Source organism: Bradyrhizobium sp. 190 (genome assembly GCF_023073415.1).
Taxonomy (GTDB): Bacteria; Pseudomonadota; Alphaproteobacteria; order Rhizobiales; family Xanthobacteraceae; genus Bradyrhizobium.
This window is the reverse complement of the sequence record NZ_JADPJL010000036.1, coordinates 48,990-65,294: the sequence shown is the minus strand read 5'-3', so window position 1 is coordinate 65,294 and position 16,305 is coordinate 48,990. Positions and strand designations below refer to the sequence as shown.

Genomic DNA, 16,305 nt, shown 5'->3' with positions numbered 1-16,305 from the left:
TCCGGCGTCTAGGCCGGCTCCGCTCGTCAGTAATATCCATTGGCTTTGACCGTTTCGCGTGAGCCCCGATAGGTGAGTTAGGAAGCCTGTTCAGGCGAACAGGAATCTCCTTCTACTGCTGCAGCGAGAAAGGCAGTTTCCTGCTGCGCAGCATAGTGTCGGACGCTACAGCGCGATTGTCAGCTTCAAGACCATTGTCCACAACCTGACGCATGCACCCAGTACGAAGTAACTGAAGCCCCCTCAATTTCCAAGCGGCACGGTGCTTGCTTCGGTCGCGGTGCCATCACTGATGCCAGCTTGAGGCTCGGTTGTGGATCGGGAAAGCGCCGCGGAGTGTTTGATGCGATCTGGAGTTCGTTTTTGGGGAGCGACAACGATTGCGCTGGTCGCAAGCGGTGCAGCCAATTCGGCGGAGTGTGAGCCAGCAGTACAACTGCCATGGGCCCTGTGGAGCTGGTCCGGAGGATATAGTGGCGGGCACGTCGGCGTTGGTTACGGCCAAAAATCCTTCAGTAATCCCCACGGTCCGTCAGTCTATGGCGGCGTCGTCGATAGTCCTGTGTTCCTGGCAGGCGGCCAGATCGGCTACAACTGGCAGAAGAATAGCTGGGGTGTTTGGCCTCAAACTCGACCCCAGCGGTGCTATCTCCAACGGCACAAATACCTGCCTCGCAGCCTCCGGCATAGTGCTGAGCGCAAACTGCAAGGCAAGTCCAAACGTCTTGTCCCCGGGGCCGGTCGCCTCGGTTACGCTTTTGGCGCGCAGGGCCACACGCTGGCCTACCTCAAGCGAGGCGTGGCTTGGCAAAACAATCAAGGCGAGGTCATCAATAACAACGAGTTGGCCAATGTCGGCGACGGCGCGCTCGACTTCTACAAGGCGCTCGGCGAGGTCGTTCCCGGCACACGCCACCAGCCATGCTGGATGCACAAGACTATGAACAGCATGGACAAGGTCCACTCTCTGTGCAGGCCACTATGAAGAAGGATTTGCGCGAGGTCTGTTGGGCGCGAACCGAGCGTCCGCCGAAGCGGCGATCGACGTCTTCGCCGAGAAGTATTAGGCCAAGTACGCTCGGACGATCGAATGCCTGGTAAAGGATCGCGATGCACTGCTGGCCTTCTACGATTTTCTTGCCGAACATTGGCATCACTTGCGCTTCCACCACCAATCTCAGCGAGAGCATGTTCGCCACAGGGCGAGACACGATGGTCCGGACGAAGGGCTCCTTGTCGCCAACCACCGCCAGGCCGATGGTGTTCAAGCTGGTGATCGCCGCATCAAGGACTTGGGGTAGCTCAACGGCATAAATCAGCCGCCGAAGATCGTCGCAGTTGTCAGATGCAACGACGGCATTTGAGGGCTTCCAAGCGCCAGCAAACCAAGCGCCGGATCACCTCGTCACCCCAATCCCGAATAGCTCAGCTTACTGGGCCGATAATTCAATGGAGATTTCTTAATGACCATGAATGCCGAGAAGGAAGCCCCACCGGCTCTGTCCACCGGTGCGACGCATATGCTCATCGAGCTATGGGGAGCGAAGAACCTCGACGATCCGGCCATTGCGGAAGACGCAATCCGAAAAGCCATCCGTGCGGCGAGTGCGACATTACTCCACCTTCATGTTCATAAGTTTTGTCCGGGTCACGGCGTCTCCGCAATAGCCCTGTTGGCTGAATCGCACATCACCTTACATACTTGGCCTGAGAGGTCCTACGCGGCCGCTGATGTTTTCGTATGCGGCGACAGTGATCCTGCGAGCGCCGTGCCGGTTCTAGTTGAGGCCTTTCAGCCCGAACAGTCTGACGTTCGCAGCTTCCGGAGAGGTGTGTCAATCAAGCCGACGCGTTGAAGCAGATGGTCGATCTCCTTGGAGTAGCCGGTCATGTGTCCGACCGCCCGGGTGAGGGTATCGAGCTCACTGCCGCAATCGAAAAACATCTTGGGCTAGCCTCTAGCATAAAAGCTTGACCGCGAGGCCCTCCTTCCCGAACACTCACCTCTATGAGGCTCCGCTTTCCTCCTCGCTAATGGGCCCGCATCCGACGGGTCGATAGCGCGGAGGAGAACATGACGATCCAGGCCAAGCATTATCGTATCACGTTCATCAGCTTGAACAAATTTCGACGATCTTCGGCGATGGATCTATCGGATCTCTGATCCCAAGCTCATCAGTCGCTTCTCAAAGCTTTGACCGATTTGATCGAGCCGCTCGTTCACGCGACCGAATTCATCAAGTAAGTTCCGGCTGAACATGCTTCGATATCGAATTTCTCTGCCATATCATCGAAATTGCATCGCAGCGTGGACATCTCGGTGGAAGCGGCCAAAGTCAGAAGCGGCAAAATTTGAAAATGGGCGCATCAACAAACAGTGAGTGAGTGTCTGAATCAGATATTGTCCGAGGCATGGAATATAGCTCAACAAGGTCTTTCTTCACAAATGAGTCGAACAGAAATGCACTTATTCAACGTGCCTCCTCAGTCAGTTGAGCGAGTGTCGCATCAAGATCACCCATCTTGCCATCCACAAAAATTGGTCGGTTGGACGCGAGCAGCTTTTGAGCTTGCGCGCACTGAATGCAGCACGACTGGAAGAACGCACCTGTTAAGTGGGACAATGACGAATTGATACGCTTCGAGATAATCGAATCCATCGCAGATGCGGAAAAATCCGCTGGAACGAACCAGTCAGACGCGATGAGAAATCCCCAACCTCGCAAGAATGAGGGAACAAATGCGCTGTGAACTTGATCAAAGACGCTTTTCAATGTTCGTGCCAGCATCGCGTGAGCGTGACCGTCAGCAAAAGAAAATCTCAATGCCTGAATCCCAACAATACCGCCGGGTTTCAGCCGCTCTTTGATGCGCAGATAAAATTCGCGCGTGTAGAGAGCCAGCGCCGGGCTGTCAGAGACCAGATCGCTCAAGTCGATAATAACGACATCATACAGACTTTTGTCGTTCTCGATGAACGCTCTGCCGTCCGAAAAAATGATTCTACATCGAGGATCCTCAAATGCTCCTCGATGCCAGTCCTTCATGTGTTCCGGACATATGCTTATTAGTTCGCCGTCAATATCGACCATCGTTAAAGATTCCACGGACCTGTGGCGGAGCGCCTGCCAAATGGTAGCGCCTTCACCTCCGCCAATAACGAGGGCGTGCTTCGGTGTCGGATGCGCCAGCATCGCCGGTTGTACCAAGAGTTCGTGGTGTAGGCTCTTGATCTAAGACTGCGCTCTGTATCATCCCGTCTAAGAAAGGCGGCGCTATCATCAACATCAGCTCGATAAGTGCTCGTCTTCCAGGCGCGGGCTATGCCGTCTACGCGGGAACCAAGGCTGCGATGGAGGCCATCACCGTTGCGCTAGCGCGCGAACTCGGTCCCCGCAGAGTGCGCGTGAATGCGGTTGCCCCCGGCACAACTGACACGGACATGACGCGCCGGTCCTTACAGCGGAACTCGAAGAAATGACAGTAAATGGTACCGCACTGCGGCGCTTCGGACGCCCGATGATATTGCGAAGGTAGTTGCTTTTCTCGCCTCGGATGACGCGGCATGGGTGACGGTTGAGATCATTACGGCGAGCGGAGGATTGCGTTGACGGATGATTCTCGCAACGCAGTCCGAATCCCCTCGTGCAATTCAGCCGAGGGGCCATGCTCTCGTCGAGTATTTCGACACGGAAGGTCCTACGACTGGCGAGATCTGCTTACGAGAGCAGGACTGATTTGCTCACTTTCCGGCAGCAAACCAAATCTGACGGAACTAAAGACGTAAAAGGCTCGCTGAGCAAGCGAGCAAGCTATCTATCTCCTTAGTGTCGAGGTTGCCGAGGTGGTTCCGACGCGGTCCCCTCCCGCGAGGAGCACACTGTGACGTACGAGAGAGTGCGCGACGCCGACGCGGCGGAGCAGACCGCCCAAGGTGGCCCAAAGGTACGCACATCGACTCCAAGCTTGAGTTTGCTCGCCCTAAATGAAAAATACCGGAAAGGAAGGGGGGATCACGCTCGCCGTCGACGACGAGCAAGGGCAGTATATCGCGAAATTTCCCTCTCTCACGCATATCGGGCTTTCGGAAAACGAATTCGCGATTCTAGCTTTGGCGGAGGCGCTGGGGATGGAAGTGCCGGCACGTGAACTTGTCGACAAGACAGAGTTCGCCGGCATTCCGGAAGAATCAACACCATGTCCACGGGCAAGGTGCTGCTTGTCCGCCACTTCGACCGTGGTGCTGATGGCGGATTCAAGCGGTCGTCGCAACACTCTGGAGTTGGAGGTTGCGATGAGCATTCGACAGCGGCGATCGGCACGGTCTGGACGAGCGCCATTACCATCGCCAGGACGACCGCCTGTGGCTGGACGGGATGAACAGAGAAGTTTCTGGCGAGCTATTGCCGCAGGGCAAAGCAGTGAAGATGCTGCGCTGGAAGCCGGGGTGTCACAGCCTGTAGGAACCAGTGGTTTCGAAAGGCGGGCGGCATGCGACCAGCGATGTTCAAGTCCTCAACAAAGGCGTTCTCCGGGCGATACTTGTCATTGATGGAGCGCGAAGAGATTGCGCTTCTCAAGGTGCAGGGCCATTCGATCCGGGAGATTGGGCGCCGTCTCGGTCGATCCGCCTCGACAATCTCGCGAGAACTGCGGCGCAATGCAGCCACCCGCAGCGGCGGCTTGGAGTATCGGGCGACGACCGCCCAGTGGCATGCCGATCGATCGGCCCGTCGGCCTAAACCAACCAAGCTTGCGCTCAACGCAACCTTGCGCACTTATGTGGAGGAGAGACTTGCCGGCGTTGTCGTGACCCCGAGCGGCGCTCCCGTTCCTGGTCCCGCCGTTCCGTGGAAGGGCCGCCGGCATGGCCGGCGAAAGGATCGGCGATGGGCCAAGGCCTGGAGCCCGGAGCAGATTGCCCGACGCCTGCCGATCGACTTCCCGGACGACAAGACGATGCGCGTCAGCCACGAAGCCATCTATCAGTCCCTCTTCGTTCAGGGCCGGGGAGCGCTGCGCCGCGAGCTGACGGCCTGCTTGCGAACAGGACGCGTATTGCGGGTGCCCAGGGCGCGCGTACGCGGACGAGGGAAAGGCTTTGTCTCGGCGGAGATCATGATCAGCCAACGCCCTGCCGAAGCGGCCGATAGAGCGGTGCCGGGACATTGGGAGGGAGATCTTATCCTCGGTCTTGGCAGCTCGGCGATCGGCACGCTGGTCGAACGGACGACGCGTTTCACGATGCTATTGCACCTTCCCCGCCTGGCAGGGCACGGCGAAGCGCCGCGTATGAAGAACGGCCCTGCACTGGCCGGACACGGGGCCGAAGCCGTGCGCGACGCGATTACGCGCACCATCATCACCTTGTCCCAAGAGCTACGCCGTTCGCGGACCTAGTGAAAGCCGAATTACATCTAAGCAAAAGCCACGAAAGTTCTTGCGATGGCTATCTAGCCGACCTAAGTGACAAAGGTCACAGGTCATCAACGGTAACAGAAATTATAGGACAGTCGGTATTTTAATACTACCTTCAGGAACCAAACATGTGTATCGTCATTGTATCGACGAGCCATTGGGGCTCTGATAGTTTTCCGTAGGGAACTGCCATGAACGCGCATTTCTCCAAATGGGGCAATAGCTTAGCCGTTCGTATTCCTTCTGGCCTAGCCAGAGAACTCGAAGTTTTCGAGGGAAAAGCTGCGGATATTCAGGTCAAAGGCGGCTCCTTGGTCGTGACACCCTTGGATCGTCCGGTCTACACGTTGGACGAGCTCCTAGAGGGCATGACCGCAGAGAACGTGTATGGCGAAATCAACGCTAACGGACCAATCGGCAACGAAATCTGGTGAGCCGTATTGCCCAGATAGGGGCGATATCATTTGGCTCAACTTTCATCCACAGGCGGGACGCGAGCAAGATGGCTGGCGCCCCGCTTTAGTTTTAAGTCCAAAGCGCTACAATCAATTTGCACGCCTGTGCGTCGCGTGCCCAATCACGTCTCAAGACAAACTTAACAACTTCCAGGTCGAGCTGCCCGATGGCTGCGGAGTCACGGGATGGGTAATCAGCGACCAGGTGAAAAGCATCTCTTGGTTTGACAGGGAATCGCAGCATCGTGGCCGCGCCACGGATGCGGTAATTGCAGAAACAGTAGCCAAAATCAGAACTCTAATCCCGCTCTGATCGCCCGCCTCTTTTCACTGGTCGGGGCTTCTTTTTTCTCCCCAATGAAGATTTATGCGGCTTCGGCTTCATCTTGAGCATCCGCTTCAAGATTTCGTCCCGGGACCCCGGGCTCAGATTGATAGGATGTTGGCCCGCTTGAAGGCGAGGGGGCGTAGAACCGTACTGAGTCAAGCAAAAAGTTCACTTTGGCAAACTGAGACACTACAAATCTCTTGTCCTCGACCGGTCGCTGCCGCGCAATGGGTTAGCGTCGAAGCGTAAATTCCTTCGACGTTCGCCGATGTTCCCAGTTGGCGCGTTCAAGTTCGGGTCGATCAAACTCTACCTGGGGATAGCCCACGCAGAGATAACCAATGAATTTCCAGGGCTCCGGCACTTCGAGAATCTCGTGGATGCGATCCGGGTTCAGGATCGACACCCAGCCAAGTCCGATGCCCTCTGCGCGTGCGGCGAGCCACATGCAGCAGATGGCCGCGGCGACGGAATATTCGATCGTTTCCGGCATCGTTGCACGCCCGAGGCCATAACCGAGATCGCTTGCCTTGTCCGCGAACACGGCCAGATGACCCGGCGCCTCTTCGAGGCCGGCGAGCTTGAGGGTCGCGTACCGCGCGGCGCGTTCGCAGCGCATCGGCGTTGCAGGCCTTGAAGTCCTCGACCACAGCGCTGCGCCTCGCCTTGTCTTCGATGATGATGAACCGCCAAGGCTGACTCAGGCCAACCGAAGGAGAAAGGCAGGCGATCTCAATGAGCCGCTCCATGGCACCGCTTGGCAGAGGATCGGTACGAAAGCGCCGCACGTCGCGGCGCCACACGAACAGCTCGCGCAGTTGTTTGCGAAAAGTTTCGTCGAATGAGACCATCAGGGTCGCAGTTCCGTGTGGAGGAGGGCGGCCGCCATCAGCAAAATCGCGATCTCGCCAATCTGCTCAAACGCGCCCAATATATCACCTGTCTGTCCTCCGACCTGTCTTGTGGCAAGCCACGCCAGTATCAGCCCAACCAGCGACAGCAAAATCAGTCCGATCATCGCTTTGCTTGGCCCGAAACCGGAGACCAGGCAAAGAGCCCCGAGAACAAATGCAATGGCCGCGCTTCGTCCCGGCGGTCGTCCGGCTCCGGCGGAAAGCCCGTCCGATCGCGCCGGCGGGATCAGCCACATGAAGGCGGGCAAGCCAGCGCGTGCCGCCGCATGTGCGACCGAAAGCGCAGCCGCAATCAACTTTGGCTCGGCGATCGTTTCGAGCGCGCTCCATCGCAAGATAAGCGATCCGATCAGCGCGCACGCGCCGTAAGTGCCGATCCGGCTGTCGCGCATGATCTCGAGCTTCTGCTCGCGCGTCCGGCCGCCGCCGAGCCCGTCGGCGGTATCGGCAAGACCGTCCTCGTGCACCGCGCCGGTGACAAGGACCGCGGCCGCCCAGCGCCAGCATGGCGGCGGGGCCAGGCATCAAACCGACCTCGCGCGCGATCGAATAGACCGCCGCTCCGGCAAGGCCCACCAGCAATCCGGCCATCGGCAACGCCCAGCCCGCGCGGGCAACATCGCCATCGCTGACCGGCTTCGCCGGACCGAAAGGCAGAATCATGGAGAACGAAATGGCGTTTCTCAGGTCAGTGACGATGCCCCTGAGGAGCTCGAAATGATACATGTGTCTTCAGCCCTCGAACTGTCAGCTCGCTCACTGGACGACGCGTTTGCAATTCCAATAAGCGCGGCGCTACTTCAGCTTCATCGGCAATCCTGCGACGACGAATTCGACCTCGTCCGCAACGGAGGCAATCGTCTGGTTCAGGATACCTGCCGCGTCCCGGAATGCGCGCGCCAACGCATTGTCCGGCACGATACCGAGCCCAACCTCGTTCGTGACCATGATGACCGGGTTGTGTTGGCGGGCGAGTACGTCAGCGAGCAGCGAAGCCTCATGCGACCAGTTGCGCTCCGCGTGGAGCAGGTTCGACAGCCAGAGCGTGAGACAATCGACCAGCCTTACACCGCCTCCATCGGTTTCGACCAGCGCCTGCACGAGATCGAGCGGAACCTCGCGCTCGATCCATTTCTTTCCTCGTCGCGCCCGATGCTTTGCTATTCGCTCGCTCATTTCTTCATCGAGCGCCTCTGCCGTGGCAATATAGACAGGTTGCCCCGGAAAGGCGCGGGCGCGGACTTCTGCGCGTCGGCTTTTGCCCGATCGGGCGCCGCCCGTGATGAGTATGATGGCCATGACGTCCTCCGCTCGAGGCCAGCACTAATCACCAATCTCCGGCAAAGACAAAGGCGAAATCAGGCGAAATGGGCTTGCCTTGATCCAGAATTCTTGTGCATCAGGACTCAGGGAGACGATGCATGGGCTTTACGGGAGCGATGGCGGTGGCGATGATGGTGGAGGCCGTGTTGGGCTGGCCCAATGGACTGTTCGCCCGCGTTGGTCATCCCGTCACCTGGCTGGGTAGGCTGATCAAGATCCTCGATATCAGCTTCAACAGGACGATCGACCCGCCTGCAGTCCGGCGGATCGCCGGCGCAGCCGTAGCTCTTTTCGTGATTGGGCTGTCGGCCGGCATTGGATGGGCGGTCCAAGTCGCGCTTGCCTTTGAATGGGGCCGCATCGTGCTCCTGGGAATTCTCGCATGGCCACTCGTTGCGCTGCGTTCGCTCTACATGTGGCCGCTGTTGCTCACCCCTTGCAATCCGGTGATATCGTAGCCGCACGTGCGGCGGTCGCGCAGATCGTGGGACGCGATCCCGCAGCTCTCGATGAAGCCGGCATTGCGCGCGCGGCCATCGAGAGCCTGGCCGAGAACGCTTCCGACGGCATTGTGGCGCCCGTGCTCTGGGGCGCGTTGTTCGGGCTGCCAGGCATCATCGGTTACAAGGCAATCAATACGCTCGATTCCATGATCGGCCATCGCACGATCCGCCATGAAGCTTTCGGTTGGACTGCCGCGCGCATCGACGATTTCGCAAATTTCATACCGGCTCGTCTCACCAGCTTGTTGTTTATGGTGCTGACGACGCGGCCCTCGAACGCGTTATCTTGCATGGCGCGTGATGCGAACCGCCACCGCTCGATCAATGCCGGCTGGCCGGAAGCAGCGATCGCCGGCGCGCTGGGCGTGCGGCTCAGTGGGCCGCGCATCTATCACGGAAACATCGCCGACGAACCCTGGCTCAACGAGGGCGCACGCGATCCACTTGCCGCTGACATCCGGCAAGGGCTGATGCTCTACGTCCGCGCCATGGTTCTGTTGGGCGGTGCGCTTGCGATTTTGGCTTTTGCATGACGGAGAGGGCAATGCATGGTGGAAATCTCGATCTTGCCGTGCACCGCTTCGGCGGGCGCGCGCAGGACTGGATCGACCTCTCAACTGGGATCAACCGGCAGCCCTATCCGGTGGGTGAGGTCGAGCCCAGGTCCTGGAGTGCGCTGCCTTCGCGATCCGATATCGAGTCCCTCCATCAGGCAGCGCGAGAGGCCTACGCCACCAAGGCGCCAATCGTGGCGCTTGGTGGCGTACAAGCGGCGATCCAGTTGTTGCCGAGTCTTTCATCGCGCGGTCGGGCGCGGATTCTTGCGCCGACCTATAACGAATACGCGGCGGTTCTTTCCGCGGCAGCCTGGGACGTGGTCGAGGTTTTTGATCTCGAAGGGCTGCACGGAGCGGATATCGCCGTGGTCGTCAACCCCAACAATCCGGACGGCCGACACTTTGATCCAACCGAACTGCTGGCGCTCTTGCCCCGCGTCGGTCGACTCGTCGTCGACGAGAGCTTCGCTGATGCCATTTTAGGCTTGTCGCTGGCACCTGAGGCGGGACGGCCGGGGCTGTTAGTCCTGCGATCGTTCGGAAAATTCTACGGGCTTGCGGGGCTGCGCCTCGGTTTCGCGCTCGGCAGCGAGGCCGATGTCGCTGCGCTGGCCGCGAGGGTCGGCCCGTGGCCGATTTCGGGTGCAGCGATTGTGATCGGACGGCGCGCCTTGCTTGATCGCGATTGGGCAAACGCGACCTCGACGCGTCTGGCACGCGATTGCCTCCGCCTGGATGCTGAAGTGCAATCACAGGGCTGGACGTTGGCCGGCGGCACGCCGTTGTTCCGGCTGTATGAAACTGGCGACGCACGCGCCGCGCAGCAGAAGCTCGCGCGCTGCCAGATATGGTCGCGCCTATTTGAGAAGAGGCCGGGATGGCTGCGGCTTGGCTTGCCGGGTGACGAGACGGAATGGGCGCGGTTTTCTGCCACAGTCTCGCCTTGATCGCCGCTCCTCAGCGGGCAAGCGCAAGCAGACCTTCGACATCGAGATGGGTATCCATGTAATCGGCAAGCGTATCGAGCGCGCTCTCCACCCTGGCGCGGTACTGCTGGTCCGCGGCCGGAATGTCCAGTTGCGCGAGAAATGTCTTGCGGAAACTGTCGGAAGCGAACAGGCCGTGCAGATAGCTGCCATACACGCGGCCGTCGCTGGATACCGCGCCTCCCGGCGCTCCGCCAAGCAAAGCAAATGGCCGTGCACGATCCGGCCCGTCGGTATGCCCGATGTGAATCTCGTAAGCCTCGATCGGCCGGTTCGTCGTAGCGTGGACCGCCGTGACGCGGGTCAGAGTCTTTTGTGCCGTCATCACCGTCGTTACGTCGATGAGTCCGAGGCCGGGAGTTTCTCCCGCCGGTCCCTCGATTCCCTCCGGATCCGCCACACTGCGTCCGAGCATCTGGTAACCGCCGCAGACGCCGAGCACATGGCCACCGCGACGGTGATGCGCAAGAAGGTCGATGTCCCACCCTTGGGCGCGCAGGAAGGCGAGATCGCCGCGGGTCGACTTCGAGCCCGGCAGGATCACGAGCTTTGCATCGCCAGGGATTGCCTCTCCAGGCCGGACCATCACAAGGTCGACATCAGGTTCGAGCTTCAGTGGATCGAGGTCGTCAAAATTCGCGATCCGCGACAGCGCGAGAAAGACAATCTTGCACTTGCCTGCCTAGCGTGCGCCGGCAAGCCCGAGCGCGTCTTCGGCCGGAAGTTTACTAGCGCGGGCGAAGTAGGGAAGGACCCCAAATCCCTGCCACGATGTGCGCGCTTCGATCAGCCGGTAGCCGTCATCAAACAGTGATGGATCGCCGCGGAACTTGTTGATGACGAAGCCGCGAATCATGGCCGCATCTTGGGGATCGAGCACGGCCTTGATTCCGACAAGCTGCGCAATGATACCCGCGGTCAATATCGCCGACCAGCACGACGGGAATGTCGGCCTTGCGGGCAAAGCCCATATTGGCGATATCGGCGCTCCTCAGATTGACCTCGGCGGGACTGCCGGCGCCCTCGACCAGAACAAGATCGGCGCGATCCTTGAGACGGGCGAAACTCTCGAGAACCGGCGCCATCAGCGATGGCTTCATCGCAGCGTATGCACGCGCGTGCAGCGTCGCCACGCGGCGTCCGTGCACGATGATCTGGGCGCCGACATCGGTTTCCGGCTTCAGCAAGACCGGATTCATATCGGTGTGCGGCTCGACACCTGCGGCCTGCGCCTGCAATGCCTGCGCGCGTCCGATCTCGCCGCCGTCGACCGTCACGGCGGCATTGTTCGACATGTTCTGCGGCTTGAACGGCAGCACCCGATTGCCGCGCCGGGTCGCAGCGCGGGCAAGGCCGGCCACGATGAGCGACTTGCCCACGTCCGAACCCGCTCCCTGGATCATCAATGCGCGCGCCATCGAATCGAATCCCGATCGCTTGGTCAGAACTCAACGCCGGGCTGGGCCTTGATGTCGGATCGGAAGGGATGCTTCACGAGCGTCGTCTCCGTGACAAGGTCGGCGGCGTCGATCAATTCCTGCTTAGCATTGCGTCCGGTGAGGACGACATGCGTCATTGGCGGCTTTGAATTCTTCAGGAACTCAACGACCTCTCCGATCTCCAGATAGTCGTAGCGAAGCGCAACGTTGATCTCGTCGAGAACCACCATGCGCAAGGCTTCATCAGCGATCAGCTGCTTGGCCTTTTCCCATGCGGTGCGGGCAGCGGCGATGTCGCGGACGCGGTCCAATCTCCGAAATTCTGCTCCATGAACTCAGGCACCGAGATCGGATCAAACCGGAGGGCACGCGCTGTATCGAGAGTTCGTTGAGACGGACTAGCATAGCTGAGGGCGTTCTGCGGCAAGCACCTACGCACGGCTTCCAAATGCGTCCGATCACTAAGATCGGCCGGAGCATCGGAAGGGTGAATCGTGCCTCCAGGGCAGTCGACAACCGCATGCCGGACCAGCCAAAGGAAGGTCTCTCCCTGCATTCAAATATCTCCAAAGATGTGACGGTGGCCGTCGCGTGTAGGGCGCAAATGGCCAGCAGCAGACCGCCTTCAGTACCACGACGGACGAACGGCGCCATCCATGTTGATCAAGATCAATGGCGCTGCAGGTTTTTCTGATTATAATGGGTGATCTGGTCATTTGGAGCCACGGAATGTCAGCAACTGAAATCGCAGCACGCCATTTCTCTGCCGCTATTGCGGATGGTACAGGCGCCGGCCACGCGACTGACAGCGTTTGTCGAGCGCTGCTCGGTCTGCTGGTCACAAAATATCTCGAGAGCCGGCCCGTTGCTGACGTTCAGTCGGAGCTGCGCTTTGTGGCCGACAATTGCGACCCCGCCACCGATTTTATGTTCATGCGGCCGTAGTGAGCTGTTTCCTATAATGCGTCGCACTCAGCCCGTCATTGCGACCGTTGGCTCGTAATAACGATGAGGTTTGGCGGGCGAGCCCACCAACAACAGGCAGGCGCGCCCACCATGTCGGCTGCCGCGCCAGCGAGACCGCGGGCGACAGCAGGATGAGCAGCGCCTGCGCGGCGAAGATCGCGGCCCGCCAGATAGAGGCAAGTCTCCGTCCCATCAGCCTGCCGTCGATGGCTCCTAACGCGGAGCCGAGCTGGCGGCCGCCATAGCTCATCAGTGATCGCGAAGATGCGGCCGAGCAGGCGGCGTCACCGATTGCCGCAGCGTCGTCGCGAGATCACCCATCGGATCCCGCCCGCGCTGAGCAGGAAGAAGCTGAGGCCCCCGCGAGGAGCGGCGTCGGCACGATGGTGGTCAGCGCCATCACGGCTGGAGAGATGAATCCCGTCACTGGCCCGAGTCGATCACGATGCCGAAGGCGAGCCGCTGCATCACCCGCGTAGCCGCGAGACCATACATCCCGAGCGTCACGCCGACGGCGGTCGCGGACATGTGGAGGTGCCGGACCGCGGAGGACACGCAGACCGCCAGCAGCAGAGTGAGAGTGGAGTATTCGTGGGGAGCGTCGCACATTGGGTCCACCCGGTGATCTCTGAATAGAGACTAGGCCGGCTTGGGACAACGGGGTTTGTACGCGTTCAGTGTTTGCCGCGACCGCGGCGATGCTGGGCGCCGTGGTTAGGGTCGATCAAGCTCAGACATAGCGGGGTCGTTTCCTTTTTGTCGACTGGTATGTCTGGCATCACGTGCTCGGTCTGGTGGACCAGTTGAGCGACGCCGAGCTCAATGCCGCCGCATCCACGCCGCTTGCGTTACTCATTTGGCGCTTCGGAAATAGTTCGCCGGAACAAAGATCTCATTCGGAAGTCGATCCGGAGCTTGCCGGTTTGGCCGAGCAGCCGAGCCCAATTTCCGGGAGCAGGCCGAGGCAGACGAACGACTGGATCGTATCCAGGCGCTATCCTCCAGCCCTCTTTGCGGACGGCTGTTTCCATAATCCCACCAGCCGAGATCAATCAGGGCAGCAGATCAATGCCGCGCAAAATTCCCGTCAAGAAATTGACGTCGTGGCATCTTCATGCCGATCAACCTAAGTTCGAATTGTGGCGCGATCGGTATGATGGCGCAGAGCCGAGGACGGGCAAGAATAGAATATCGTTAAGCGGACTATTGAAATGCCTTGAACCTCACGTAGCGTCAGGTTGTAGCATGCAATCCTGATCAAAACTACACCGCGGTCGCGTCGATGGTGAATGGGTTCGGTCGACGGCTTCGCTGCGGAAGGTAATATGGACTGAAGGGTTGCTTGCATCGACCCATCGCCGTGAAAGGCGCAATAGCGCGAGATTTGGAAGGTCCATATCACCGCATAGGCTGCGCAACGCCTAAGCGGCAATGCATGAAAAAAACAAGAGGGAGTAAACGTCATGGCGGCAACGATTGCGATGGAGAAGGCGCCGACTGCGCCCGCCGCATCTAAACCGTGGTACCGCATCCTCTACGTTCAGGTGCTGATCGCGATCATGCTCGGTGCCCTCGTTGGCTGGCTCTGGCCAAATCTAGCTACCAATGACTGGATCAAGGCGCTCGGCGATGGCTTCATCAAGCTGATCAAGATGGTGATTGCGCCGATCATCTTCTGCACGGTGGTTTCGGGCATAGCGCACATCCAGGACGCCAAAAAGGTCGGACGCATCGGCATTAAGGCGCTGGTTTATTTCGAGATTGTATCCACTTTCACTCTGGTGATCGGCCTCATCGTCGGCAATCTGGTGCGGCCCGGCGCAGGATTTGGCAGCGCCGCGGCGAACGCACAAGCAGTGGCCAACTACGCGAAGCAGGCGGAGGCGCAGAAGACCGTCGACTTCATCCTGCATATCATTCCCGACACCGTGGTCGGCGCGTTCGCGCAGGGCGAGATCCTGCAGGTGCTGTTGTTCTCAATCCTGTTCGGCTTCGCGCTAATGGGCCTTGGCGAGCGCGGTCAAACCATCCGCTCTTTCATCGACGACGCCGCGCATGGCGTGTTCGGCGTGATCTCGATTGTGATGCACGCGGCGCCGATCGGCGCGTTCGGCGCCATGGCCTACACCATCGGAAAATTCGGCTCCGGTGCGATCCTCAACCTGATCGGGCTGATCGCGACGTTCTATGTCACGGCAGCGCTGTTCGTGTTCGTCGTGCTCGGCATTATCGCACGGATAGCCGGCTTCTCGATCTTCAAGTTCCTGGCCTATATCAAGGATGAACTGCTGATCGTGCTCGGGACCTCCTCCTCGGAAAGCGCGCTGCCGTCCCTGATGGAGAAGCTTGAGCGTCTCGGTTGCTCCAAATCGGTGGTCGGGCTCGTCGTGCCGACGGGATATTCGTTCAACCTCGACGGCACCAACATCTACATGACGCTGGCGACGCTGTTCATTGCGCAGGCGCTCGGCGTCAATATTTCCTTTGGCCAGCAACTGACCATCCTGTTCGTTGCCATGCTGACCTCAAAGGGCGCCTCCGGCATCACCGGCGCGGGCTTCGTTACGCTGGCGGCGACGCTCGCCGTAGTCGATCCGCGGCTGGTGCCGGGCATGGCGATCGTGCTCGGCATCGACAAGTTTATGAGCGAATGCCGCGCGCTCACTAATCTCTGCGGAAATGGCGTCGCCTGCGTGGTCGTCGCCTGGTGGGAAGGTGAACTCGATCGCGAGAAGCTTACGGCCAACCTCAAGAAGCAGATCGATCCAACCGATCTCGAGACCGCCCTGGTAACGGACTTGAATCGGTTTACCCTGCAATCAAACGAATTCACGGGAATCGATAGAAGTCAGGGCAAGCTCAACGGCTGCGCTGACGTTTCTTCGCAAGTCGCTTCTGATTCTAGTATTTGCGTTGCCCGCGACGGACGAACGCCGAACGAGTGGCAACAAGGTGTAGCAATCTCGCCCAAATCGCGAAATCGCTCGACCAGGTGAGGGCCCAAGACTGCGGCGATCGAACTGGTTCGGAGCAAACAGAGCGTTGATGCCATCCGGCCGTGGTTCGCGGGCCACCGGACGAGAAGGCAAACAGCATGCCGCAACTGATGCTAATCGTTGTGCGCCAGAAAAGGAAGATCGGACAGCGCAGAGCAGCTACCGCCCGGCATTGGCTGAGCGCCGTACGTCGTTGTGGTTGCGGATATCGAACACGGCGCCAATTCGGTAGTTCAAAGCATAGAGGGGCCCCAGAGGGCCCCGCTGGTAACTCTCCTCATGGAAACACCAACTCTATTCCCAAGTTTCATAGAATGCCCGCCGCTGGTAATTGAATGGGGCGTTCTTCGGAACAGGAACTTGTCTGAACGTAAGGCGCGTGCGGACGATAGCGCTCACGCCGCCTATTAGAACGCCTTA

12 protein-coding genes and 10 pseudogenes are annotated in these 16,305 nt (G+C 59.4%); 13 read left to right on the top strand and 9 right to left on the bottom strand.

Annotated features, from left to right (window positions below):
* Nucleotides 1–853 precede the first annotated feature (853 nt).
* Nucleotides 854–1,364 (top strand): annotated as a pseudogene (locus IVB22_RS21895) (transposase); the annotation flags it as partial.
* Nucleotides 1,365–1,463: 99 nt separating this feature from the next.
* On the top strand, nt 1,464–1,856 hold the full coding sequence (gene speD, locus IVB22_RS21890; RefSeq protein ID WP_247519328.1) for an adenosylmethionine decarboxylase: 393 nt from the start codon (nt 1,464–1,466) through the stop codon (nt 1,854–1,856).
* Nucleotides 1,857–2,471: 615 nt separating this feature from the next.
* Here the strand turns inward: speD and IVB22_RS21885 are convergent.
* Complete coding sequence (locus tag IVB22_RS21885; RefSeq protein ID WP_256467441.1) at nt 2,472–3,209, bottom strand: hypothetical protein; 738 nt, start codon at nt 3,207–3,209, stop codon at nt 2,472–2,474.
* A gap of 41 nt (nt 3,210–3,250) precedes the next feature.
* Here IVB22_RS21885 and IVB22_RS41985 point away from each other — a divergent pair, with 41 nt between their 5' ends.
* From IVB22_RS41985 to IVB22_RS21865, 6 genes and pseudogenes are all read left to right on the top strand, one after another.
* On the top strand, nt 3,251–3,481 hold the full coding sequence (locus tag IVB22_RS41985; RefSeq protein ID WP_374207604.1) for an SDR family NAD(P)-dependent oxidoreductase: 231 nt from the start codon (nt 3,251–3,253) through the stop codon (nt 3,479–3,481).
* Nucleotides 3,482–3,503: 22 nt separating this feature from the next.
* Nucleotides 3,504–3,611, top strand: a pseudogene (locus IVB22_RS41980) (SDR family oxidoreductase); the annotation flags it as partial.
* A 374-nt stretch (nt 3,612–3,985) separates the two neighbouring features.
* Nucleotides 3,986–4,245: pseudogene (locus IVB22_RS21880) on the top strand (HipA domain-containing protein); the annotation flags it as partial.
* Nucleotides 4,246–4,294: 49 nt separating this feature from the next.
* Nucleotides 4,295–5,397 (top strand): annotated as a pseudogene (locus tag IVB22_RS21875) (IS30 family transposase); the annotation flags it as partial.
* Nucleotides 5,398–5,609: 212 nt separating this feature from the next.
* Nucleotides 5,610–5,852, top strand: a complete 243-nt coding sequence (locus IVB22_RS21870) for an AbrB/MazE/SpoVT family DNA-binding domain-containing protein (RefSeq protein WP_247519326.1) — start codon at nt 5,610–5,612, stop codon at nt 5,850–5,852.
* Nucleotides 5,806–6,186, top strand: a complete 381-nt coding sequence (locus IVB22_RS21865) for a type II toxin-antitoxin system PemK/MazF family toxin (protein WP_247519325.1) — start codon at nt 5,806–5,808, stop codon at nt 6,184–6,186. The genes IVB22_RS21870 and IVB22_RS21865 overlap by 47 nt, the downstream gene beginning before the upstream one ends.
* Nucleotides 6,187–6,433: 247 nt before the next feature.
* Here the strand turns inward: IVB22_RS21865 and bluB are convergent.
* From bluB to cobU, 3 genes and pseudogenes are all read right to left on the bottom strand, one after another.
* Nucleotides 6,434–7,052, bottom strand: a pseudogene (gene bluB / locus IVB22_RS21860) (5,6-dimethylbenzimidazole synthase).
* Nucleotides 7,052–7,841: pseudogene (gene cobS / locus IVB22_RS21855) on the bottom strand (adenosylcobinamide-GDP ribazoletransferase). The pseudogenes bluB and cobS overlap by 1 nt, the downstream one beginning before the upstream one ends.
* Before the next feature lie 69 nt (nt 7,842–7,910).
* On the bottom strand, nt 7,911–8,414 hold the full coding sequence (gene cobU, locus IVB22_RS21850) for a bifunctional adenosylcobinamide kinase/adenosylcobinamide-phosphate guanylyltransferase (RefSeq protein WP_247519323.1): 504 nt from the start codon (nt 8,412–8,414) through the stop codon (nt 7,911–7,913).
* Nucleotides 8,415–8,536: 122 nt separating this feature from the next.
* Between cobU and cbiB the strand changes: the two are divergent.
* Together cbiB and cobD are read left to right on the top strand one after the other, a co-directional pair.
* A pseudogene (gene cbiB, locus IVB22_RS21845) lies at nt 8,537–9,474 on the top strand (adenosylcobinamide-phosphate synthase CbiB).
* A gap of 11 nt (nt 9,475–9,485) precedes the next feature.
* Complete coding sequence (gene cobD / locus IVB22_RS21840; protein WP_247519322.1) at nt 9,486–10,445, top strand: threonine-phosphate decarboxylase CobD; 960 nt, start codon at nt 9,486–9,488, stop codon at nt 10,443–10,445.
* A gap of 10 nt (nt 10,446–10,455) precedes the next feature.
* Here cobD and IVB22_RS21835 read toward each other — a convergent pair.
* From IVB22_RS21835 to IVB22_RS21825, 3 genes and pseudogenes are all read right to left on the bottom strand, one after another.
* Nucleotides 10,456–11,902 (bottom strand): annotated as a pseudogene (locus tag IVB22_RS21835) (cobyric acid synthase).
* A gap of 23 nt (nt 11,903–11,925) precedes the next feature.
* A pseudogene (locus IVB22_RS21830) lies at nt 11,926–12,231 on the bottom strand (cob(I)yrinic acid a,c-diamide adenosyltransferase); the annotation flags it as partial.
* A complete protein-coding gene (locus tag IVB22_RS21825) occupies nt 12,174–12,479 on the bottom strand; it encodes a histidine phosphatase family protein (protein ID WP_308200443.1) in 306 nt (101 codons plus the stop codon). The gene IVB22_RS21825 and the pseudogene IVB22_RS21830, both read right to left, overlap by 58 nt.
* A 116-nt stretch (nt 12,480–12,595) precedes the next feature.
* On the opposite strand from IVB22_RS21825, the gene IVB22_RS21820 reads away from it, so the two are divergent.
* Complete coding sequence (locus IVB22_RS21820; protein ID WP_247509344.1) at nt 12,596–12,868, top strand: hypothetical protein; 273 nt, start codon at nt 12,596–12,598, stop codon at nt 12,866–12,868.
* On the opposite strand, the gene IVB22_RS21815 is transcribed toward IVB22_RS21820, so the two are convergent.
* Entirely contained in the window at nt 12,855–13,139 is a 285-nt protein-coding gene (locus tag IVB22_RS21815) for a hypothetical protein (RefSeq protein WP_247519321.1), read from the bottom strand. The two genes, IVB22_RS21820 and IVB22_RS21815, sit on opposite strands and share 14 nt — an antisense overlap.
* Before the next feature lie 173 nt (nt 13,140–13,312).
* Entirely contained in the window at nt 13,313–13,498 is a 186-nt protein-coding gene (locus IVB22_RS21810) for a hypothetical protein (protein ID WP_247509342.1), read from the bottom strand.
* Between the two features lie 194 nt (nt 13,499–13,692).
* On the opposite strand from IVB22_RS21810, the gene IVB22_RS21805 reads away from it, so the two are divergent.
* Nucleotides 13,693–14,019, top strand: a complete 327-nt coding sequence (locus IVB22_RS21805; RefSeq protein ID WP_247519320.1) for a hypothetical protein — start codon at nt 13,693–13,695, stop codon at nt 14,017–14,019.
* Nucleotides 14,020–14,352: 333 nt separating this feature from the next.
* Nucleotides 14,353–15,687 (top strand): annotated as a pseudogene (locus IVB22_RS21800) (dicarboxylate/amino acid:cation symporter); the annotation flags it as partial.
* Nucleotides 15,688–16,305: the final 618 nt, after the last annotated feature.

What these genes read in the sequence shown, in the direction of transcription:
- cobU (WP_247519323.1), bottom strand. Translation starts at nt 8,414, where the DNA reads ATGGCCATCATACTCATCACGGGCGGCGCCCGATCGGGCAAAAGCCGA.
- IVB22_RS21870 (WP_247519326.1), top strand. Translation starts at nt 5,610, where the DNA reads ATGAACGCGCATTTCTCCAAATGGGGCAATAGCTTAGCCGTTCGTATT.
- IVB22_RS21825 (WP_308200443.1), bottom strand. Translation starts at nt 12,479, where the DNA reads ATGCAGGGAGAGACCTTCCTTTGGCTGGTCCGGCATGCGGTTGTCGAC.
- IVB22_RS21820 (WP_247509344.1), top strand. Translation starts at nt 12,596, where the DNA reads ATGGCGCTGCAGGTTTTTCTGATTATAATGGGTGATCTGGTCATTTGG.
- cobD (WP_247519322.1), top strand. Translation starts at nt 9,486, where the DNA reads ATGCATGGTGGAAATCTCGATCTTGCCGTGCACCGCTTCGGCGGGCGC.
- IVB22_RS21865 (WP_247519325.1), top strand. Translation starts at nt 5,806, where the DNA reads ATGGCGAAATCAACGCTAACGGACCAATCGGCAACGAAATCTGGTGAG.
- IVB22_RS21815 (WP_247519321.1), bottom strand. Translation starts at nt 13,139, where the DNA reads ATGAGCTATGGCGGCCGCCAGCTCGGCTCCGCGTTAGGAGCCATCGAC.
- speD (WP_247519328.1), top strand. Translation starts at nt 1,464, where the DNA reads ATGACCATGAATGCCGAGAAGGAAGCCCCACCGGCTCTGTCCACCGGT.
- IVB22_RS21810 (WP_247509342.1), bottom strand. Translation starts at nt 13,498, where the DNA reads ATGTGCGACGCTCCCCACGAATACTCCACTCTCACTCTGCTGCTGGCG.